Annotated in this window: 18 protein-coding genes; 12 read left to right on the top strand and 6 right to left on the bottom strand. The window is 55.5% G+C overall.

Features of this window, described 5'->3' with window-relative positions; all coding sequences use genetic code 11:
* Positions 1-40 precede the first annotated feature (40 nt).
* From BN32_RS18650 to BN32_RS18640, 3 genes are all read right to left on the bottom strand, one after another.
* Positions 41-2,056, bottom strand: a complete 2,016-nt coding sequence (locus tag BN32_RS18650; protein WP_152343683.1) for a hypothetical protein — start codon at positions 2,054-2,056, stop codon at positions 41-43.
* Between the two features lie 170 nt (positions 2,057-2,226).
* Positions 2,227-3,423: a polysaccharide biosynthesis/export family protein gene (locus tag BN32_RS18645; RefSeq protein ID WP_040427015.1), complete on the bottom strand. Its 1,197-nt coding sequence runs from the start codon at positions 3,421-3,423 to the stop codon at positions 2,227-2,229.
* Positions 3,424-3,665: 242 nt separating this feature from the next.
* A complete protein-coding gene (locus BN32_RS18640) occupies positions 3,666-5,987 on the bottom strand; it encodes a polysaccharide biosynthesis tyrosine autokinase (RefSeq protein WP_019196503.1) in 2,322 nt (773 codons plus the stop codon).
* 185 nt (positions 5,988-6,172) lie between these two features.
* Between BN32_RS18640 and rfbC the strand changes: the two genes are divergently transcribed.
* From rfbC to BN32_RS27835, 6 genes are all read left to right on the top strand, one after another.
* Positions 6,173-6,733 carry a dTDP-4-dehydrorhamnose 3,5-epimerase gene (gene rfbC, locus BN32_RS18635; RefSeq protein WP_019196504.1) on the top strand — a complete coding sequence of 187 codons (561 nt, stop codon included), beginning with the start codon at positions 6,173-6,175 and terminating at the stop codon, positions 6,731-6,733.
* Between the two features lie 18 nt (positions 6,734-6,751).
* Positions 6,752-7,804, top strand: coding sequence for a dTDP-glucose 4,6-dehydratase (gene rfbB, locus BN32_RS18630; RefSeq protein ID WP_040427013.1), 1,053 nt, complete (start codon positions 6,752-6,754; stop codon positions 7,802-7,804).
* The gene (gene rfbD, locus BN32_RS18625; RefSeq protein ID WP_244438210.1) at positions 7,698-8,723 is read left to right on the top strand and encodes a dTDP-4-dehydrorhamnose reductase; all 1,026 of its coding nucleotides are present in this window, start codon (positions 7,698-7,700) and stop codon (positions 8,721-8,723) included. The genes rfbB and rfbD overlap by 107 nt, the downstream gene beginning before the upstream one ends.
* On the top strand, positions 8,717-9,589 hold the full coding sequence (gene rfbA / locus BN32_RS18620) for a glucose-1-phosphate thymidylyltransferase RfbA (protein ID WP_019196507.1): 873 nt from the start codon (positions 8,717-8,719) through the stop codon (positions 9,587-9,589). The genes rfbD and rfbA overlap by 7 nt, the downstream gene beginning before the upstream one ends.
* A 182-nt stretch (positions 9,590-9,771) precedes the next feature.
* Positions 9,772-10,359, top strand: a complete 588-nt coding sequence (locus BN32_RS27840; protein ID WP_244438209.1) for a hypothetical protein — start codon at positions 9,772-9,774, stop codon at positions 10,357-10,359.
* Positions 10,360-10,412: 53 nt separating this feature from the next.
* On the top strand, positions 10,413-10,916 hold the full coding sequence (locus BN32_RS27835) for a hypothetical protein (RefSeq protein WP_019196510.1): 504 nt from the start codon (positions 10,413-10,415) through the stop codon (positions 10,914-10,916).
* Between the two features lie 24 nt (positions 10,917-10,940).
* Here the strand turns inward: BN32_RS27835 and BN32_RS18605 are convergent, their stop codons facing one another.
* Positions 10,941-11,846, bottom strand: a complete 906-nt coding sequence (locus tag BN32_RS18605; RefSeq protein ID WP_019196511.1) for a glycosyltransferase family 2 protein — start codon at positions 11,844-11,846, stop codon at positions 10,941-10,943.
* Between the two features lie 310 nt (positions 11,847-12,156).
* On the opposite strand from BN32_RS18605, the gene BN32_RS18600 reads away from it, so the two are divergent.
* The 5 genes from BN32_RS18600 (at position 12,157) to BN32_RS18580 (ending at position 17,886) form a co-directional block, all read left to right on the top strand.
* Positions 12,157-12,948, top strand: a complete 792-nt coding sequence (locus BN32_RS18600) for a WecB/TagA/CpsF family glycosyltransferase (protein ID WP_040427011.1) — start codon at positions 12,157-12,159, stop codon at positions 12,946-12,948.
* Positions 12,949-12,950: 2 nt separating this feature from the next.
* Positions 12,951-14,066 carry a non-hydrolyzing UDP-N-acetylglucosamine 2-epimerase gene (wecB, locus tag BN32_RS18595; RefSeq protein WP_040427009.1) on the top strand — a complete coding sequence of 372 codons (1,116 nt, stop codon included), beginning with the start codon at positions 12,951-12,953 and terminating at the stop codon, positions 14,064-14,066.
* On the top strand, positions 14,059-15,318 hold the full coding sequence (gene wecC / locus BN32_RS18590) for a UDP-N-acetyl-D-mannosamine dehydrogenase (protein ID WP_019196514.1): 1,260 nt from the start codon (positions 14,059-14,061) through the stop codon (positions 15,316-15,318). Before wecB ends, wecC begins: the two co-directional genes overlap by 8 nt.
* A 202-nt stretch (positions 15,319-15,520) precedes the next feature.
* Complete coding sequence (locus BN32_RS18585) at positions 15,521-16,573, top strand: NAD-dependent epimerase/dehydratase family protein (protein ID WP_019196515.1); 1,053 nt, start codon at positions 15,521-15,523, stop codon at positions 16,571-16,573.
* Positions 16,570-17,886, top strand: coding sequence for a DUF4910 domain-containing protein (locus tag BN32_RS18580; RefSeq protein WP_019196516.1), 1,317 nt, complete (start codon positions 16,570-16,572; stop codon positions 17,884-17,886). Before BN32_RS18585 ends, BN32_RS18580 begins: the two co-directional genes overlap by 4 nt.
* 23 nt (positions 17,887-17,909) lie before the next feature.
* Here the strand turns inward: BN32_RS18580 and BN32_RS18575 are convergent, their stop codons facing one another.
* Positions 17,910-18,575, bottom strand: a complete 666-nt coding sequence (locus BN32_RS18575) for a class I SAM-dependent methyltransferase (RefSeq protein WP_019196517.1) — start codon at positions 18,573-18,575, stop codon at positions 17,910-17,912.
* Between the two features lie 24 nt (positions 18,576-18,599).
* Positions 18,600-20,555, bottom strand: coding sequence for a glycosyltransferase family 2 protein (locus BN32_RS25650; RefSeq protein WP_152343682.1), 1,956 nt, complete (start codon positions 20,553-20,555; stop codon positions 18,600-18,602).
* A gap of 126 nt (positions 20,556-20,681) precedes the next feature.
* Between BN32_RS25650 and BN32_RS18565 the strand changes: the two genes are divergently transcribed.
* Positions 20,682-22,025, top strand: a complete 1,344-nt coding sequence (locus BN32_RS18565) for an O-antigen ligase family protein (RefSeq protein WP_152343681.1) — start codon at positions 20,682-20,684, stop codon at positions 22,023-22,025.
* The last annotated feature ends 355 nt before the right edge of the window (positions 22,026-22,380 follow it).

Here is a 22,380-nt window from a genome sequence, read left to right as displayed (position 1 = left end):
ACCGGCAGCTAAAGGAACATCAAGCGCCCGTTGAGGGGAGTCATCGCAAGCCGGCGCGTATGACCGCGAGATAGACTGGGTCGATCTCCGAAATCGTGTGGTCGAGGAACGCCTTGCCTTCGACGGAGCTCGCTCTATAGGCGGTCGCAAGAGCTGGCTTGAGCGCAGGCGATTTGGTGACAATCACGCGGATGTCGCGTCTGATCATGTCTTGAATCTCGGGGTCTTGTATAGCACGGGGGCGAAGCGACGCCTTGATGCGGAGCGGAAACAGCGAGAGTTCACTTGGCGCTGTAAAGTATGACATTTTGAGCAAGGCGTTCGGTTGGTACTCCTGCCAGTTGTACCGATCGGCCATCGCAGCGAGCATCAGCCAGACGTCTCCGCGATGCGGCGAATACCTCAGCGCACGCTCAATATCCATCTTGCACTCTTTGCGGGCGTTCTCGTTGACCTCTGATGCAGTCGTCGGCTCTTTCCAAAGCAGATCCGAATGGGTAAATGCGGTTTCAGCCCACAAATCTCCCCGGAACATTGCGAGTGCTGCTGCTCGTCGTGCACCTTCATGCTCGTGATTGGCGATGCGGCTTGCCTGCGGATCGACCGGGAGATGGATGCGGTGCTGGTGATAATATTCAGCCAGAATGATCCAGGTTGCTTGCACGGCCAAGATGGAGGCGAACGCAAGTAGTCCAATGCGGAGTCCTCTATCCGCTTGGCTTCCCCGCATCTCCGAAGGGATTTTCACGCCCGAGGTTGCTTGATCCGAGTTGCTCCAGCTCTTGCTTTGCGCAAGGGCCAATCCGCAAACTACACTGATGAAAAGAGGTGTGACCAGGCCGAACGCGCCTGCGCTTGCGAACGAGGAGATAAGAATGGCAACGATGCAGCCGGCGCCAGCGCCGGCATAGAAGTAGTCGCGCCCGCGCGTCAGCGCGCGTTTGAAGAGCATCCATGCGCTGATCAATGCCAGAATAACGAGAGCCCAAAGAAATGGTCGACCCATCTCTACCGCGATTGCAGCAGCGGCAGTGGGCGCCGCATATGAATCTGCGTCCTTGGCATCGCGATATATCGGGGAAAGGACTCTAAAGGTGCCAGCGCCGGTTCCGGCCCATCTTGCATCAGCCAGAATCCGTTCGGCGGTCGGGGTCTGGGATGGGCCTGCGAGCGCAAGTGTTAGATCGGCATCCCTGGCTATCGGGTTAGCAGCAAAAAATCCGATCAGGCCAACGATGGCGGCCGCGACGATCCCCGATCGTCCCCACGGTCCAAGCCGCAATCGGCGGATCGCAGTCACGCTTATCAAGACGCCGCCGCCGCAAGCGGCGGCGAGAAGCAACGCGGAGTCCGGGGCGGTCATGATCGCTAGCAGACAGATCGCGAAGCTTGCTATCGAAAATGCAATTGCGTAGGCCGGTTGGCCGCTGGATTTCCGGCTCCTTACACGCTGCATTTCGTTGCTCTCGTAGGCCCGGATTGCCGTCGCGCACGACAGGATTGCGCCGATTACGGCGATGGTCGCCATTTGCGCGCGTTCGGCAATGAGGTCGAAACCGCTGGCGGGGAAGTAGCTCAAGCCAATCAAACCTGCGGCTATCAAGACCGCGGCCGTTGTCAGCAAAAAAAGAATGACTTCTGCGCGTTGCCGATCGAGCGCCGTTGCCGTGGTCACGACTGCAATGGCCAGCATCAGAGAGTACCGTGCGATGCAAAGCAGGGTGGCACCGATGTCCAGACTGACGGTGCCGAGAAACGGCTTTCCCAAAGCTGCCGATGCACTCATCCAGGCAGGGTGGGCTAGCCATTGGCTTGCAACCGGAACGACTTGAAACAACATCCAAACGCAGGGAAGCAACAAGAAGGGGGTTATCGGCTTCAAGAGCGTCGTGAGCCTGTGGGCATCACCCTTGTGTAAGGCAAGGGCGACCAGTGCGATTGCCGTGGCGGCGATCGCCAGAACAAAACCCTCCAGGAAGAGGCTGCCAACGATCGCGAGCACTGGGGTGATCACGATCAGCGAGATCAGAATTGTGAAGACAGCTATCACTGGCATCACCGCTATCATTGGCGGAATAGCAGCATGCCGAAAAAATCGAACTCCCACAAGTCACAGTCGGCGGCGACTTTTGACGTTTGAAATGGGCAAGTCGTCAGCTTGTTGGGAAATCAAGTCGCCAGACGTGAGATTCATGGCCACCCAGCGGGGTGGCGCATCCGAAGCCCTCAAGGATTGACGGGTGTCGGCGGATTGATGATCGTTGTTGGAGCAACCCCCCTGATCGCCGCCTTCAACGCATAGGCATTCGTTGCGTAGATGATCGGGTCGTTGGCGGTGGCCATAATCGTTCTCAGGAAATTCAGGAACTTCGTCGTTTCCACCGAAGCGGAATTCGACGTGTAGATCACGTCCTTGTTCCGAATGTCGAATGTCTGAGCCAGGAAGTATCCAGAAGGATCCCGGAAGTTCACGTTGTAAATGATCGGAATAATCGGGCCCTGAAATTTCGAGCAATCAACCCCAAGTCGCTCGGCGACCTCCCGCGTTTCACCGCGATAGAGAAATACTGAGGCCGGATCGGCAAGCGAATCGCTGAGGCCGCCATGTTTTCCGACGGCTTCTGCGAATGAAATCCGCCACGCATCGAACTTGTATTGTCCCTGCGTCCCGGCGGCGCCGAACGCGACGAAGGTCTGCGGCTGACTGTAAAGATAGATCGTATCGTTGGGAAGAACGAAGATATTGTTCGACGGCTCATAGACCAGCGCGCCGAATGGGACGCTTGCGCGGTGTCCCGCGCGTTCAAGTGTTACCCATGTGTCATAACCTTGCGTGCTGGGGCCGCCCGCTCGCGTGATTACATCCAGAACGCGTTCGCCTGAGGCGCTTGCAGGGAAACGCCCGGCGGAACGAACATCGCCCAGCACGCTGATCAGCGACGTCCGCTGATCGACAAGCGACACCACCGCCTGAGGCTCGATGGCGCGGTTGCTAAGGGCTGCGACGATCGCCTGCTGAACCTCGACGGGTGTCTTGTCCTTTGCGCGAATGGCCCCCGCGTAGGGCACTGAGATATTGCCGTTGTTATCGACCGCCTGGTTAGGAATCGTAACAAAATTACCCGGACGAACGCCGGCTTCGACGGGAATGAACAGGCCGCCCGCGGCAGCCTCAAAAATCGTCACGCTGACCGTATCGCCGATCCCGAAGCGAAATGCCTTGGGAGGAGTTCGGTTTGCGAATGCGCTGGACAGCCTTGGCGTAAATTGACCCAGAACCCGAACAACCTCCGGCGACAGCTTCACAAGCGCATAGGGAAGGCTTTCAGGCTCGCCCGCCTGGGACATGCGGATGTCCATGCTCTGCGGGCCGCTGGTGGGCATAATTGTGCAACCGCCGCAAGAAAGCGCGGCGACAACCATGCTGATCTTTCTGATTCTAGCCCACCGAGGCTTCGTGCCGGACAGAGTCAAATCCCCTGCGTTAGCGGTACCCAGCAACAGCTTGGCATTCCAGACCGATTCAGGCCAGTGCTTCATGGCCATCGCGGAGCGAGAAACCAAACCTTGTTGCCTGTCTGCCACACCCAGCTTGGACCGAATTTACTAATTAATTCGGGAGATTGGTGCGCCGGCCTCTGATTTAATGAGGACAATAACGCCGGTTACGCTGTGTAGCCGTACCGGGCAAAGTGCTTATTGCTGTAATAATCGTTGTGATAATTGTCGTAACGCCTCATGGCCTGCATGTCCGTCTTGTTGAGCACGGCGCCGATGAGGGCGGTATGCAGACTTGGGGCGGTATGGAGAGCGTGCTGCACGACATCTGTCTTCGTGCGTCCCCATTCAATTACCAAAACGAGGGAATCGATCAGCGGCGCTGTCGCTCGCACGTCAATAATCGGAGCCAGTGGTGGAAGATCGACCACGACATAATCGTAGGTCGCCCGCAGGTGATCGAACAACTGTTTGGTGGTTGCGGCCGAGAGCATCTCGCTGGTGTGGAATAGCGGCTGCTTTTTAACCGTCGGCAGGAAGGCGAGGTTCGTCTTGGGATCCTTGCAGATTGCTTGATCCAGCGGGCATTTGCCGGAAATCACCTCAATGAGCCCGACGCTTGCGTGAGGGGCTAGGCTGCGGGACAGCGACGGGTTTCTGAGATCGCAGTCGACGACGATAACGCGCGCGCCCGCATGGGCCATGAGTTGGGCCAAAGCGGCAGCGATCGTCGATTTGCCCTCATTCGGGAGTGAGGAAGTGATGCCAACGACCTTGTTGGATGAATTTGTCACATTCAGATCGATTGCCAGCTTGATCGAGCGAATTGACTCGGCAAAGCGGGATAACGGCATTTCGGACGCGGCCCAATACACCCCGGAATGGCGCACGATCATTCCCTGGTCAGATGCCCTGTCAGCGGGTTCACGTCGACTCTGCAATTGCTTGGGTTCGACATCCTTCAAGAGCGGCACCAGGGAAATGCAAGGCATATGCAACGTTGCCTCGACTTGTGCACTGGTGCGGAAAACCCGATCCAGCATGTCGCGAAGGAGCGCCAGCCCTGTTCCCAGAGCCAGGCCGCCGAGGAAACCAAATGCGAGAATGAGGGTCGTCTTGGGTTTGCTTTTAATTTCTGGTGGCGATGCGGGTGAAATTACTCGCGCTTCGGTAATGGGGAAGGACTCTTGCTGAACCGCCCCCATGTAACGCTGCAGAAAGCTCTCATAGAGGCTACGATAGCCTTTGGCGCTCGTCTCGAGCTCTCGCATGGTCGCTTCAGCTGAATTTGTCGTCCGGGATTGCGTTACTGCCTGCGTAAGCTGCTTTTCAATTTCCTCCTGCCGTTGCTTTGCCACCTCGTAGTCGCTCCTGGCGGTTTCGGAGAGCCGGCGCACCTCATCCAGAATGGACGTACGCAGATCCCGCATTCTGGTACGCAGGTTCACGACCGCCAGGTGATTGTGGCCGAAGCGGGCAGACCAGTCTGTCTCGCGTCTTGAAAGTTCCAGATATTGTTGTCGCAGATTGTTGATGATGGGGCTGCTCAATGCATCCGAAACTGAGGCATCAAGGCTGGCATTTGCGTTATTTGCTTCGTTCTGGCGAAGAATAATCTGAAATCTGTCCAGACGTGCCAGTGCGTCAGATGTCTGTGCGCGTGCGGCGACCAAGCGGCCATTCAGATCAGTCACCTGCTGTTCGTCCATCAGCCGTCCGCCAGCAGCTACGATGTTGTTCTGGACCTTGAAGGCATTGACGGCGCGTTCAGCCGTCAGCGCCTGTTGTCCCAATTCGCGTAGTCTATCCTGGAGCCAGGACGTGGCGGTGCGATTGGCCTCGAATTTGGCGTTAAGTTGATCGGCAATGTAGGTATTTGCGATTGCGTTGGCGACCTGGGCCGCGTGCTGAGGATTTCTGGAACTATAACTGATCTCGATTACATTGCTCACGCCGACCCGGAAGACCTTCAGGTTGCCCTGAAATGCAGCGACGAGGCCGTCCTTTGCTTCGGCGCTTGTTTTGTCGTGGCGCTTAGCCGGTTCAGCACCGGACGAGCCCCTGAAGATGCTGAGCAGCTTCTGCAGTGGTCGAACCGATGCATTGAAGTCGGGATCATCCGCAAGATTGATTTGATTGATCACGGAGGTCGCAATGGCCTTCGACTTAATGATTTCGATCTGGCTTTCCAGTTGAGCAACGTCGAGCGGGGATTCCGCCAGCATGGACTGTTGCTGAACGAACTGAGCCTTCGCACCTCCAAAGAGAACCTTGACCTGCGCTGTGTAGGTTGGCGGCGTTACACGCAGATAAATCAGACTGATGACGACCGCGAGTGCGGTGACAAACAGGATGAGTACATATTGTCTGCGTAAAAAACCCTGTGCGAAATTTATGAGATCGCCCGGGCCGCCTTGCCCCTCGCGGTCGCCCGCCAGCTCATTCTCTAGTGCGACGCGCGATCTTTCGCTTTGAAGCATTTGAAGCATCTAGGATGGTCCATTACCGCTGAGCTTCCGGCTGGCGGAGCGATTTTAATACTATCACGAGAGCGATCATTGCATTTAATCGAATTATATCCAATAATATAAATAAGCGATAGTGGAATTAATATTGTTTAAATTAACCATCGCAAGATTCGGCTGTGTTTTCGAGTGCGTGCGCGAGGCCTGACATGCAATTAAATGTTCGCCCGCTGCCGATCGCCGACGTGAAGCTGATAATGACTTCGCGAATGGCAGATGCCCGTGGCTACTTCTGCGAGGCTTATGTGCGATCGGACTTTGCCGCTCACGGTCTCGATCACGACTTCATGCAGGACAACGAATCGAGTTCCGATCGGGTCGGAACCGTGCGCGGTCTTCATTATCAAAAGCCGCCCTTTGCCCAAGCCAAGCTCGTTCGCGTGCTTCGCGGCAAGATCATTGATGTCGTGGTCGACATTCGGCCTTCATCGCCAAGCTTTGGAAAGCATCTGTCGGTTGAACTGAGCGCAACCGGTGGCGAGCAGCTTTTCGTGCCGCGCGGCTTCGCGCATGGCTTCTGCACCTTGGAGCCGAATACGGCCGTCCTCTACAAGGTCGATGCGGCCTATTCGCCGACGCACGACCACGGAATAAATTGGGCTGATCCTGGGCTGGCGATCAAATGGCCGGTTGCGCCCGAGGATGCGATCCTTTCGGACAAGGATCGGAAACTGCCCATGCTTCGCGATCTCTCTCCTGTGTTCGACTAACCCGACGGAGCATTTCGAATGCGCGTTATGGTGACCGGCGGATCAGGGTTCATAGGGTCGGCGGTGTGCCGTCGCTTGCTCCGTGTCCATGGCATGGCCGTTGTCAATGTCGACAAGCTGACATATGCGGCTAATCCGCGTTCGCTCGATGCCGTCTCCAGCGATCCGAACTATGCGTTCGAACGGGCGGACGTTTGCGACCGTGCCGTCCTCGATGCGATATTTTCCAAGTATAGTCCTATGGCGGTGGTGCATCTTGCAGCCGAAAGCCACGTCGATCGCTCGATCACCGGTGCGGCGGCTTTCATTAACACGAACGTCGTTGGAACATATCAACTGCTCGAGGCCGCGCGCCACTACTACGGTCGGCTAGCGCCGGATCGCCGCACCCAGTTTCGATTTGTGCACGTTTCCACGGATGAAGTTTATGGCTCGCTAGGAGGGGAGGGCCGATTTTTCGAAGACACGCCCTACCAGCCGAGTTCGCCGTATTCGGCCAGCAAGGCCGCCTCCGATCACCTCGCGCATGCATGGTTCAGGACCTACGGTCTTCCGGTGATGGTTTCGAACTGCTCCAATAATTACGGGCCTTATCAATTCCCGGAAAAGCTGATCCCGCTGGTTATCCTCAATGCGATCGAGGGCAAGCCGCTGCCGGTTTATGGGCAGGGGTCAAATGTTCGCGACTGGCTCTACGTCGACGATCATGCCGAAGGGCTCATCGCGCTTTTGCGGCGAGGGCGACCCGGAGAGAAGTATAATTTTGGCGGCGATTGCGAGCGAACCAATCTCTCTGTCGTAGAACTGATCTGCGATATTTTGGACCGCATCGTCCCCCGGCCGGACTTGAGACGATCACTGATCCGGTTTGTGACGGACCGACCGGGACACGATCAGCGCTATGCGATCGATGCATCCAAAGCGCACCGTGAGCTGGGATGGGCGCCGCAGAAAACCTTCGAAGATGGCATCAAACGAACCATCGATTGGTATCTCGAAAACCGTGCGTGGTGGGAACCTTCGCGCGCGAAGGTATACAAGGGAGAGCGCCTTGGCCTCGCGGAAGCCTAGTACTGCAGCAGTTGCCGACAGGTCCATTCTCGTCGCCGGGAAGAGTGGGCAACTGGCTCGCTGCCTGAGAGATGCGGCCACACAACGCAATGTTTGGCTGGCGACCGTTGGCCGCCCCGATCTTGATCTGGAAAGCAGCGCAGGCATCGATGACCTGGTTGCCGCAATTGCACCAACGGCAATTATCAATGCCGCTGCTTACACGGCAGTCGACCGAGCTGAGGCAGAGCCGGAATCCGCGTCCATGATCAATCGCGACGGCGCAGCTCGCCTTGCTTCTGCTGCGAAAAGGCGAGCAATCCCGTTCGTTCACATCTCGACCGACTACGTTTTCAGTGGCGACAAGCTATCGCCCTATCAAGAAGCAGATATCCCAGCGCCGCTGAATGCCTATGGCCGATCAAAGCGCGAAGGTGAAATCGCGGTGCTTGATGCATATCCGCGCGCGGTGGTGATACGGACTTCATGGCTTTACAGCCCGTACGGACACAATTTCGTGCGGACCATGCTTCGATTGTCCACCACGCGGACGAGTGTTCGGGTCGTCAATGATCAGCGGGGCACGCCGACGTCAGCGTCGGATCTGGCGAACGGTCTGCTGGATATTGTCCAGCAGCTCGATGTGGATCGTGGCGGCGATACAGCCGGCATCTATCACCTGGCCGGTCAGGGCGAGACCACATGGTATGGCTTTGCGGAGGCAATCTTCGCGAATCTTGCCCGTCGCGGTCAGCCTGTGCCCAGGCTTCAGGACATCACAACCGACGAATATCCGACCCCAGCCAGGCGCCCGCAAAATTCCTGCCTCGATTCCGGCAACGCAGGACGCGTCTTTGGTGTTCGCCTTGCGCCCTGGCAGGCCTCGCTCGAAAGATGCCTTGATCACCTCGCAATGCAAATGGAATCGCCCGCATGCTGAAGGGAATTGTTCTAGCGGGTGGCAGTGGAACGAGGCTTTATCCGATCACGCGTAGCGTAAGTAAGCAGTTGCTGCCGGTCTACGACAAGCCGATGATTTACTACCCGCTGTCGACCCTCATGCTTGCCGGCATTCGCAAGATTCTCATCATCACCACGCCGGAGGATCGCCACCAGTTCGAACGGTTGCTCGGCGACGGAAGTCAGTGGGGTCTTCGCCTTTGTTATGCCGAGCAATCAAAGCCGGCCGGACTGGCGGAGGCATTCATTATAGGAGCTGACTTCATTGGACGTGATCGCGTCGCGATGGTGCTTGGGGACAACATTTTCTTCGGCAGCGGGCTGGCCCGGATGTTGACCACAGCCGCCAAGCGGCAATCGGGCGCTACGGTCTTCGCTTATCACGTCCGCGACCCCGCGCGGTATGGTGTCGTGAACTTTGATGAAAATGGCAACCCGGTCGACATTGAAGAGAAGCCTGCGAATCCCCGTTCGAACTGGGCCGTGACCGGCCTTTATTTTTTCGACAACGACGTCGTGCGCTATGCGTCCGAGGTCAAACCGTCAGGGCGGGGCGAACTGGAGATCACGGATGTGCAATCACGCTATCTGGCGGCGGGGACGCTGCAGGTCGAACGCATGGGGCGCGGGTTCGCATGGCTCGACACCGGAACTTTCGAATCCCTCATTGATGCGGCGAGCTTCGTGCAAACGCTTGAAACCAGACAAGGCATGAAGGTCGCGTGCCTTGAGGAGATCGCATTCCGGCAAGGGTTCATCGATCGCGACCAGCTGATGAATCTGGCAAAGCCATTGGAGAAAAGCGGCTATGGCCGCTATTTAATTGATCTTGCAGAGTCTATTTGAAATGCAAGCAGGGTTTAACTGCCTAAATTTCAATATTCGGCACCGGCCGTCGTTTTCTCCTGCCTCCGGTGTAATCACCTTGTTGGTGCGGCATTCGGCGGCCTTCATTACAACTGGCTTTTCTTGCTATGAAGTGCATCCTTGACGAACATCGGCCGGATACCGAGAGTCGGACGAATGTGATGCACTCAAGCAAGCAGCCATCTCTCAATTCACCACTGGTGGATTTTGCTCTGAGCGGTCTTCAGAGATGCTGGATGCCAGAACATGGCCGATGGTCGCACATCTATCATCTGGATGGTCGCCCTCAACCAAATGAGTCCGTCCCCCACAGTGATGTATTCTACACCCTCAATGTGCTGCTCGGTCTCTCGCGACTGAAGGGCATCCCCGAGACTGTCGATGCACCGGCAATTTTCCAGCGGAACGTACTTCAACTAACGGGATTGCCCGTCCCCGTATACGCATACGGGATGGCGCTATGGACGGCAGCAGAACTGAAACTGGATATTCCCGCTGACGTTGCGCGGCACATCGAGTTATTGCTCTCGGACAAGAGAAATTGGAAAAATTTTAGAGCGCAGGATCTCGGGATGCTTCTGTCCGGAATCATCGCTCAGGCCAAGGCAGGTCATGAGCGATGGCTTCGACATGCGAACGCGCTCTTTGAATTCCTCGCCGAAAAATTCCACAGTCAATCCGGACTTTTTTTGATACCCCGTCGGGGTTGCGTCGGCGATTTGCATCCTTCGCGAGCCAAACATATCTGACGCTTGCCTGTTATCAGTATGGCGAGTTTTATGGAGATCTCGGCGCAATCCGCATGGCTGTGGAGTGCACACGCAAGCTGATCAGATTGCAGGGGCCGCAAGGCGAGTGGCCCTGGTTCTTTGATGCGGAGCAGGGGCGGGTGCTTGATTTTTATGAAGTCTACTCCGTCCACCAGTATGGTATGGCACCCGCGTTCCTCGAGTGCGCGGAGCGTCATGATGTTCGTGAGGCGCGCGACGCCCTTATCAAGGGTTTTAACTGGGTGCTCGGCCGCAACCAGTTGCGGAAGCCGACGTTGTTGCCTGAGCTGCAACTATCCATTCGCTCGCATATTCGGAAAGGCGAACATCACACCAATAGACGGCGCATGTTGCGCGCCATTCAGAACGTCTGTTTGCCGCGAGTGGCGGGCTTGATCGATCCCGGCAATGTAGGGCTTCGTCTCGAATGCCGAAGTTACGAACTTGGTTGGATCCTTTGGTCTTTTGGCTGCCGATCCGATCTTTCTGAATTGACGCACAATCAGATATTTGTAGGCTCTGCATCCCAGGGCTGACAGTCAGGCTGGTTCGGCCGTGCGCTAGACCGATGTGTCACGATTCCAGACAATCGTTTGGCTTTCACCCATTAGACTGAGCATTTTTCGCGCGCGGTGAGTGCGGATCGCTACGAGGACCAAAATCGCCTTAATACGGGCGGTGGCGCCATGGATCCGATTGCTGCTAAAAACCTTCATGAAATCGAGGGTTGGCGAAGCCAGAACCGCCAGGGCGCGAGCGATCCATCGAATCTGCCATCCAGGTTTCTCTCGCGCTTTATTGAGGGCGTGCTGTATCTGACGGTCCCATTTCACACATAGCTCGTGCAATGTTCGGCGAGGTGGATGAAAGACGATCATCTCGGGGACGTATCGGAACTTGAATCCCGCACGACAGGCGCGCTGCCCCCAATCGACATCCTCCGCGACGTTGATATCGGCAAACGGGCCAATCTTTGCAAAATCAGAGCGCCTCACGACAAGGTTGCCTGTGCCGGAAAAGCCGTGCTGTTCAATGTACAGCTTGAAACGATATGCAAAGACGACTTCGTAGGCTTCGATTGCCGTTACGCGGCTTCCGTCGTCGTGCCAAATACGAACGTCACCCCCGAGAATAGTTCCATTTGGCGGTGATGGCAGAGCTTGCAAAGCACTTCGGAGCCAGTCGGCGTGCGCGCGACAGTCGGCATCGATAAACGCAAGAACTTCGCCTTTGGCATCCTGAATTCCTGCATTGCGCGCCGGACCAGGACCGGGCCGCGATTCATACAGCAAGCGTGCGCCGGGGTGACGCGCAACGATAGCACTTGGTGGAACGGTCGAGCCGTTATCAATCACAATGATTTCGTAGAGCGCATGATCCAGATGCTGTGCGTCGAGGCTGGAAAGGCAGGCCTCAAGCTCTGCAGCTTGATTGAGGTGAGGAATGATGACGGAAAGGAGCGACATATTTAACTTAAATCCATGGCGGGCCTCCTATGCCAGGCCGCTGAATTTGGCTGGGTAAGCCGCGGAGCCGCCCGACATTGCCCAGAGACTGAAACAGCTGGCAGAAATGGTGTGGTGCCGAGCTCCCTTCCAATCCTGTACCAAAAGGTGATTTTGATGCAGCGTTTTAAATAATAGAATTAAATCAAGATTTCTTGTAATTAAATATTTCGTGTTATATTGTGTCAGTTAATAACGACGAGGTCCAGAGTAGCGCGGTTTTTGTGGTCTGTATTAATTATTAATTTGCTCGTGCTTTTGAGGCGAGAAAATGCGGGAGAGTTTTCTAGGTTGCCCCATTGATATTCTCACGATGGCTGAGACCGTCGACCTTGCACGCGAGGCCATGCGTAATCGCAGCAGGTTGCAGCATGTCGCGCTAAATGTAGCCAAGCTCGTCAACACGCGCCGGGATCCTGTTCTGTCAAGCGATGTCGCCAGCAGCGATGTGGTGGGGATTGACGGGATGGGGATTGTCTGGGCTGCACGACTTGTCGGCCTGCCTGTGAAGGAACGAGTAGCCGGGATCGATCTGCTGATCGGGCTTCTTGCGGTGTGCGCCAAAGAGGGCTTCAAGCCGTACTTTCTTGGTGCGACACGTGAGACGCTACAGCGGTCAGCAGCGCAGCTGCATCAGCAGTATCCGGATCTCCGTTTTGCCGGGCTAAGAGACGGCTATTTTTCGCCGGAACAGGAGGCTGAGGTCGTCAGCGACATCCGGAACAGCGCTGCGGATTGCCTGTTTATCGGCATGCCTACACCTCGCAAGGAGCGCTTCCTTGCGGCACACCGTGACGATTTGAAAGTTCCGTTTATCATGGGAGTAGGTGGCTCCTTCGATGTTCTCGCCGGCCAGATCGCGCGCGCGCCAGTTCGCATGCAGGCGCTGGGGCTGGAATGGCTATATCGCGTCTATCAGGAGCCAGGGCGGATGTGGTGGCGATATGCGCGAACAAACACGCTGTTCGCCGCGATATTGTTGCGCGCGCTCGTTCAGCAACAGGTTCAGGTCATGCTCGGGCAGCGCAGTGCGCACTCGAACTCTACCCGACTACGGGGGTAGGGATGAGACACTTCTTCGTTGTGTTGGGGACGCGCCCGGAAGCGATCAAGCTCTTCCCGGTCATCAACCGCCTGAAGGCCGAAGAGGGCGCGATCGTAACCGTGTGCGCGACGGCGCAGCATCGCCATATGCTCGATCAGGTTCTCAAGTTAACGCACATTGTGCCCGACGTTGACCTCAACGTTATGACGGTCAATCAATCGCTGGATCGGCTTACGGCACGGTTGCTGGAAGGAATTGGTGACGTTCTCGACAAGATGCGCCCGAGCCGGGTCATTGTTCAGGGCGACACGACGACCGCGATGGCGGGAGCTCTTGCCTGCTACTATCGCCGGATTCCGGTGTCGCATGTTGAAGCGGGGCTAAGGAGCGGCGATATCTACGCGCCCTGGCCCGAGGAAGTGAATCGCAAGATTGTCGCAACAATTGCCGATCAGCACTTCGCGCCAACTGAGCGAGCTGCACAGGCGCTCCGGCGTGAGAATGTGCCGAAGGAGCGCATTCATGTCACCGGAAACACCGTCGTTGATGCGTTGCTGGCCGCCAAATCCATTGTCGAATCCGACCCGCATCTGGCATCGCGCTGGAACAGCATCAGGTTAAAGCATGGAAATCGGCGCATCATTCTGGTGACATGCCATCGCCGCGAAAATTTCGGATCCGGGTTACTCAACATTGTTGACGCGATACTGGAAATTCTCCGTCGGGAAGACGTCGCAGTTGTTCTTCCCGTTCATCCCAATCCGAACGTCCATGATGTGCTGTCGGCTCGCCTTTCCGATCACCCCCGCGTTGAACTGATATCCCCTCAGGAATACACGGATTTCGTCAGCCTGCTGTCGCTTTCCTATCTTGTGCTGACGGACTCCGGCGGTGTTCAGGAGGAGGCGCCGACGCTTGGCAAGCCCGTTCTTGTGATGCGCGATACCACGGAAAGGCCTGAAGGCGTTGAAGCGGGCACTGCCCGCCTTGTCGGGGCAAACACCGGCAGAATCGTTGATGAGACAGCCCGATTGCTCGACGACGACGACCACTATCTGGCGATGTCCCATGCCCACAACCCTTTCGGAGACGGTCACGCGAGCGAACGTATCGTGAGGGCAGTTCTCAATGCCTGAGTTTCAGAAGGTGGTGGTCATCGGTTTGGGATACATCGGCCTGCCTACCGCGGCGCTTATTGCCAGCCGCGGCATGCAGGTTGTTGGCGTCGATACAAACCCGGATATCGTCAAGACGGTTGCGTCCGGTGCCATCCACATTGCCGAACCGGATCTCGATGGCCTGGTGCAAAAAGTTGTATCCAACGGTTCGCTGATCGTCACGATGGAGCCTGAGAAGGCAGACGTGTTTATGATCGCGGTGCCGACCCCGATCGATTCCGCGAACCGGCCGGATTTGAGCTGCGTGATGGCTGCGGTCGAACGTATCGCCGATCTCCTTGCCCCCGGAAATCTGATCATTCTTGAGTCGACATCGCCGGTTGGTACAACGGAAAGAATAGCAAAGAAGATCATGGAGCGGCGTCCGGATCTAAGCGTTGGGCCACCTAATGGCGGCGCGTCGATCTCGGTCACCTATTGTCCGGAGCGGGTGCTGCCAGGGCGCATTCTCTCCGAATTGGTCAACAACGACCGCTGCATCGGTGGCATCACCACGATGTGCGCCAGGCGCGCCCAGCGCTTCTACAAGATGTTTGTCCGCGGAGCATGTGTGGCGACGACAGCCCGAGCCGCCGAGTTGGTGAAGCTGACCGAAAACGCATATCGCGACACCAACATCGCGTTTGCAAACGAGCTTTCCATCATCTGCGATCATTATGAAATCAACGTGTGGGAGGTCATCGATCTCGCCAACCGCCATCCGCGTGTAAACGTGTTACGACCAGGGCCCGGCGTCGGAGGCCATTGCATCGCTGTCGACCCGTGGTTCATCATCGATGCTGTGCCGGATCTCGCGAGAGTCATGAAAACCAGCCGCGAGGTGAACAATCGCAAGACAGCGCTGATCGTCGAGCGCGCTATCGCACTGATCGATGATCATCCTTATGCAAATGTTGCCTGTTGCGGTCTCGCGTTTAAAGCGAACGTCGATGACTTGCGAGAAAGTCCTGCGCTGGAAATCGCGCTGCACCTTGCGGAAAAATATGGATCGCGCATCAAGATTGTTGAGCCGAATATACGCCAACTTCCGTCTGAACTGGAAAGACACGGCGCGGAGATGATGAGCATCGATCAGGCCCTTCATGCCTGCGAAATAGCGATTCTCCTTGTCGACCACGACGAATTCAAAATGACGCCATTGGCGGAGCGCCGTCACCTCGATGTGATAGATACGCGCGGCATTTGGCAAGACATGCCGGTTCGAACATGAGGTTCGACGGGACTATATCTACCGGTTCCGGCGGCGGCTTTCCGGCTTTGCCGGCAACATAGTGAGCTATAATATAATCCATGTACCGGGCCGATTTTGCGTTGATGTTTAGGTCACACTCGCCAATGTCGTTTGGGGAGATTCTCCGCAGACCACCGATCCAGGCGGCCCACGCGTGTGACCATCTAACGGGAGAGTATTCATGCGCGTTCTTGTGACAGGGCACCTCGGTTACATTGGCACCGTTCTTGTGCCGATGCTGGTTCGGGCAGGTCACAAGGTGACCGGGCTTGATAGTGATTTGTATTCCCGCTGCACATATGCAGCTGGTGGAAAAGTCAGCGAGGTTGCTGCAATCCGCAAGGACGTGCGCGACGTGAGGGTAGGTGACTTTGCTGGATTCGATGCGGTTCTGCATCTGGCGGCTCTATCGAACGATCCGCTCGGTGATCTTAAACCGGGCCTCACCGATGAGATCAATCACCTAGCTAGCGTGCGGATCGCCGAACTGGCCAAGCTAGCGGGTGTCCGTCGGTTTGTATTTGCCTCATCTTGCAGCAATTACGGACAGGCTGGCGAGGGCATGATTGATGAAACCGGTGCGCTTAACCCCGTAACAGCCTACGGCGAGTCGAAGGTGATGTCCGAGCGTGATATAGCGCGCCTGGCTGACGACAATTTTTGTCCGGTCTATTTGCGACCGGCAACAGCCTATGGATTGTCGCCGCGATTGCGATTCGACATTGTTCTGAACAATCTTGTCGCCTGGGCCATCACGACAGGGAAGATCCATCTGAAGTCAGACGGCACGCCATGGCGCCCGATCGTGCATATCGAGGATATTTCCAGCGCGTTCATTGCTGCGCTTGAGGCGCCTGCCGATCAAGTATTCAATGAAGCCTTCAACGTCGGTCAGACGGCACACAACTATCGCATTCGAGATTTGGCAGAAATCGTCGCTGGTGTTGTGCCAAAATGCACCATCGAATTCGCAGACGACGCCGGCCCAGACAAGCGATCGTATCGCGTGAGCTTCGAGAAAATCCGCCGCAAATTGCCTGAGTTCAAGCCGCAGTGGGACGCTCGTAAGGGCGCTGAACAGCTTTATCTGGCCTATCGCTCGTCGGGCCTCACGTTGGAAGAATTCGAGGGACCGAGATATCAACGTATCGGCCATATAAAAAAGCTGTTGGCGGAAGGAATTCTGGACCCCGAATTGCGACATTCCCAGCCCCAACTCCAAGCGATGTCATGAATGTGAAATGGGATCTTCGCGATCGGGTGGTGACGGAGGATATCGGCGAGGCGATATTTGCCTTTGCTTCCCAGATATATCCAATTTGCCGCAGCATCACTGGTCAGGGCGTACGGCAGACGTTGCATGCGATTGGTGCGCACATCGATCTAAAGATTCACGAGGTTCCGACGGGGACAGCCGTCTTCGATTGGTTCATCCCGCGAGAGTGGAATATTCGTGAAGCGTACATCAAGAACAGAAGTGGCGAGAAGATCGTCGACTTCGCTCAATCAAATCTGCACGTGATGAGTTATAGTGTACCGGTGCGACAGCATATGTCGCTGGCCCAACTCAAGAAGCACGTCTACACGCTGCCCGACCAGCCCGATCTGATTCCGTATCGAACATCTTATTATGCTGAGAATTGGGCGTTCTGCCTGCCTCATCGCCTGCTCGAAAGCCTCCGGGACGAAACCTATGAAGTGGTCATCGACTCGAGCCTTGCGGACGGGTACCTAACGTATGGCGAGTATCTGCACAAAGGTGAAACCGAGGAAGAGTTTCTGCTCTCGGCTCACGTCTGCCACCCCTCGCTTGCTAACGATAACTGTTCGGGCGTGGCGCTGCTGACGCACCTTGCGAAGCGAATGGCTGGCGTGCAGACGCGGTACAGCTATCGCTTTTTGTTTGCACCCGGCACGATCGGCGCGATCACATGGCTGGCCCAAAATGAGCATCGCAGTCAGCGCATCAAGTATGGACTTGTCGTTTCCATGGTTGGCGATTGTGGCGGCCCGACTTATAAGAAAAGCCGACGCGGCGATACCAAGGTCGATCGGGCGATGGTCCATACCCTCCGCCATTCGGGGTTAGCACCATCGATCCTCGATTTTACTCCATACGGTTACGATGAGCGCCAGTATTGCTCGCCGGGCTTTGACCTGCCGGTGGGCTTGTTCCAGCGCAGCAAGTTCGGCGAGATTCCCCAGTATCATACGTCGGCCGATAATCTCGATTTCATCCATCCGAAGCATCTGACCGCTTCTTATCGTTTGATTGCCGAGACGATGGACCTGGTGGAAAATGACGCAGTGTATCGCAACACGATGCCGAAATGCGAACCTCAGTTAGGACGTCGCGGACTTTATGGGATGGTTGGTGGAGACAAGGACACCGCAGCGTCTAACATGGCCATGCTTTGGATACTCAATCTTTCGGATGGAACGCACTCGTTGCTCGACATTGCCGAACGCGCCGACTTGCCCTTCGCCGTGATCCGGAGGACTGCGCAATTACTGCAGCGCCATGGGCTCTTGATTGAGCGCGCTTAGCCTTTCTTTGCGAACGACTAAGTTCACTCAGCGATCGCCCACTTGACCGGCTGTTGCCGAATTTCCTCGTCAGCCGGCTCTCCGAGCATAATGTACTGCTTGGTTAAATGATGCCGCAGCAGACCCAATGAAAGACGATCAAGCATTCTTGCTTTGGGGCCCTGTATGCCGGAAATAAGCCCTTTTGAAACTTTGAAATGTGCGTCGTTCATAAGCGAGATAGCTGTATCTTCGACAAAAAACCTCACGTGTGTGCGATCGAGAATGCCGGCGTCTTGGTATCGAAACTGCCGTTTGAGGAGGAGGGGGATTGTAACGCTAAGATGCGCAATGTTCGGTAGCGAGACTACGACGTGACCGCCGGGCACAAGGAGCTGTCGGACGTTTCGAAGAACATCCGTCGAATCGACGAGATGTTCAAGGACATCGAGTAACAGTATGAGGTCGTACTTTTTGAGTCGAGGCAGGCACTCGCTGATGTTGCCAATGATTGCCACATCGACGTTCCGGCCCAGCTCAGCAGCTATGGCTTCATTTATTTCCACTCCGGTCGTGCCGGCATTCGGATAAATTGTCTTCATCCAGCGCAGTGTTTGCCCAGATGCGGCGCCGATCTCGAGAATGTTGGTCGCGGTCTTCGGCAAGAGTGGCCGTATTTCGCGACGCTCGTGGTGAAAGTAGCAGTTCATACTGGCCTTACCGTTGGAGAAGGATCATCGCGGAAGTGGATTCCGTGTCTTGGTGAAGCCGGATTGTGCGTAGTAAAATCTCCTTTCTAAGCCACGAGCTATTCGAAGACTTTCACGCGCGAGCGACGATATAACCGACGGGTGCGGGACCACAGGACCTTGCGGTGCGAGCCATTGATGGACCAGCGGATGTGCGGGAGCGAGGGTGCTGAGAAGTTTGTCCCAAAGCTCCGGATTCATCGAGTCATGAAAGTGAAGTACACTCACATCTGCGACTTTGGCGCCATCATAGTTTTCAGGCAGAAAACTACACACGGGAAAATTACTCGAATCCGGCAATGCTCTCCAGGCCAATCCGAGCCTGACCACAGTCAGGCCCAATACGACTTGGTCCATGAAATGCACTTGGGAGTGTGTTCTAGCCACCCGCCGATCAAGAAAGGTTTTGAAATCTGCGAGAAACTCCCTACCGAACCGAGCTTTACGCCGGTACACATAGAGGCCGGCATTCCAGTAGAATCGTATCCGATGCCCGTCACCTGTCTGTAGCCATGGAAGATCGTCAGCATCTTTCCCGATGAGCTCAGCAGATCGCTGCCAGAACGGATCGTTCGGGTCGGTGACCCCCCTCGAGCCAATCACGCCGGCGTCGGGTGCGCTCGCGAGGAAATCGACTCCGGGCAATAGTTCAAGACCGTTTGGCTCGCGCGTGAAAAGAATGTCGCTGTCGACCCACGCGATTGCTTCCGTGGTGACTCGGTCTTCTACGGCTGCTATCGCCTCCGCCTTGTTCATATAATGGTGCCAAGAATAGGGGTTATTTGGGGACACTTGGAGATGTTTGATCCCCAGTTCCGCCATCCGGCGCCGCGTTTCTCGCGCGAGTGGGGGGGTCATCCGCGGTGTCACTGCAACAACTTCTAAATTTGCGAAGCGGCCACCGAAGCGCCGAAGGCTATCAACCATCCGTACGGTGAGCGGCTCCAGAAGCCCAGATTCGACACAGACGACGACTGTCATCGAAGGCGGTGTAGCGGGAATTTTGCTGCTATCATCGCAAAAGGCGCCGCCTGCACTCACGTGCGCGTTTTCGCTCTCTTTCAAAAATCCGAGTTCATTAGCCTTCATTTCAGGGCATTTGACTGGGGGGTGTAACGTAGACTGCCGCAAGACGGATTTGTATTTCATCCGCATGCGGCGCAGCAGTAACGGCAAAGGATTGTTGGTCAATTCAACGATCACTGTCGGCCACGGGAGTACAGCCTTCCATTTGCGAATCATATATCTGTAAGCAGCAAGATAAGTGTGGTCGAGGCGAACATCCGCCTTGCTATTGTGAATGATCGGCAAGTCAATCACATAAGAATTCATGCCCGCTTTTCGTGCTTCAAGCACAATGTCTGTTCCGTATAAATGGAACGACGGTAAAGCCGGATCAAATTTGATCCCTGAAGCTCGGCGTACGATCAAAACAACTTCGTCAAGAGTCGCTGCATCGCGAGGCGGGTCAAATCGTCCGCCGCATACGGCGCCCACTCCAGAATCCCACAAATGTCCAACAAATTGCCCGTCGCGCGTTCTACCGCAAAGGCCAGCAACAGCCCACGACGGGTCAATCGAACTCAGTTTCTGACAGATGGTCTGCAGTCTCGCAAACCAGCCGTCGGGAAAATAGACGTCCTGGTGAGCGAATACGAGGATATCCGCATCAGCGCCGCTAGTGGCGCTGCAGTAGGCCGCCGATGCTGCCGATGCGCCCCAGATAATCGAAGTCTGAACGTCGCCATCGGCAATCTCGGGGGATCGTTGTAGGTTGTGGGTGAGCGTCGGTTGGTGGTTGGCGACGCAGTATACCTGTATCGAGCATGCCATCGCCCGCACCTTAATTGATTTAACTGGCCGACGATCATTAATTAAAATAGACTTTAAGGATTGCTCGATAATGCGCTCACGCGCAAGTATTAAATTGCGCGGCAACATTAATCATTTAATATAACTATCGTTTTCTTCCCGTTCGAATTTGGTATGTCTGTCCGGGAGCACGAATTGTCAGTAGACAGCCTTGGCAGGGTTGGGACTGCGCGCCGCCAGGCAGCGGATGGCAGCGTGATTCCTGTCGGCGGAAGTCCTGCAGCTCCTTCAAACGGTTTCGTGGCCTGGCTGGTACTGATCGGGATCGCCATGCCTTCGTCCATGACTATTTTCCTGGCCGGGATAAAATTTATCCCGGCTCGTATTGTAATATGTCTACTTCTTATCCCTGCCTTCTTTGAGTTATTTCGAAGAGGGCGCCGTTTGGGCGCAACTGATTTCTTTGTTTGCGCTGTATCGGTTTGGATGCTTGCAGCGATATCCCAATCGGCGGATCAATCCTGGTCTTCCACGGTCGCCTTGGTGCTCGAATTTTGTGGTGGCTACATAGTCGCGCGCGCATATTTCTTCGGGCGCCCTGCGCTACAGACATTTGTTCGGGTGTTTAAGGTCATAGTGGTTGCAATCGTTGTTCTTGCCGCCATCGATCACCTCACTCAACAGATTGTTACCATCAATACTATCGGAGCGCTTTGGGGTTTGCCGAACGAGCACCCCGAATATAGGTATGGGATGCTACGGGCATTCTCAACATTTCCTCATCCCATCTTGTACGGGACGTTCTGCGTCATTGCCGGCGCCATTTTCTTATACTCCGAACGCACTTTTTTGTATGGAGGACTATGTTTTTTGGGATGTCTGATGGCGATGTCGTCCGGGCCGCTGATGTCATTTATGATTGTGATAGCGATCTATTGTTATGATTGTGCCATGCAACGATACCCTTGGAGGTGGCAGGCCTTGATGGCGAGCTTAGCCGCCTTTCTCGTTGCCGTTTTTGTCGTAGCGAACAAGCCGATCTCATGGATGATCGCAAATCTGACGCTTGATCCTGCCACGGGATATTTCCGTGTGGCGACATGGGATAATGCCTTTCAATATATCGGCTTGTCTCCTCTTTTTGGCTACGGCTTCGCTGCCTACGCGGCTGAAGACGACTTTTTTGGCCGTGCCTCGGTGGATAGCGTCTGGCTAGTGTTGGCGCTCCGCTTCGGAGTGCCCTTGGTCATCTTTGTAATTCTGGCGAGTATCACGTCATTTTGCTGGTCCGGAGGGGGCGTAAGCGTTCGACGTAACGACACCTACATGAACAATATGCGTACGGGATTTACATTGGTGGTTGTCATGTTCATGTTCATCGGAATTACGGTTCACTATTGGAACAATGTTTGGATATTCTGGGGAATATGCATAGGAATCCGCGCCTCGCTTCAAGAGGAGTATTTTAGGTCACAAAGAAGTCTGGTTCCCGATCGTCGAAGCAAAGCTCGCGCTCTCCGTTTTGGACAAGCAGCTCGGAGAGTTTCACCTCAAGCGGCGGGCCACCAGGTGCAGCGCTCTGACAGGTACTCGCCGTGAAGCTCCGCCGCGTAAGTTCATTTTTCGGGGCACTACTCGTTTCATTGATAATTGTTGGTCACGTGCTCGGCGTTGACAGGCTCTATGTGGGACGCACTAACGGCTTTCAATCCGATAATACTGGCCGTATGAGTGCTGGCGCAGCCGAAATGACCGTTGGAACGACTTTCGAAGCGAGCTCTATAGTTCAACGAACCGAGACTGCTGCTTCCGCAGATTCATACACCAACGACGGTTCATCCCAAACGTCCGCTTGTATGATTCAGCATCCCTTTCTTTTGAAGCGATATAGATTTCGCCCCAATTGGCGAGTGGCAGGCGTGGATTATTGTGTCGGCCATTCGACAGATACTGT

It is taken from the genome of Afipia birgiae 34632, assembly GCF_000308295.2.
In the GTDB taxonomy this organism is placed as follows: Bacteria; Pseudomonadota; Alphaproteobacteria; order Rhizobiales; family Xanthobacteraceae; genus Afipia; species Afipia birgiae.
This window is presented reverse-complemented; position numbering and strand designations above follow the sequence as displayed.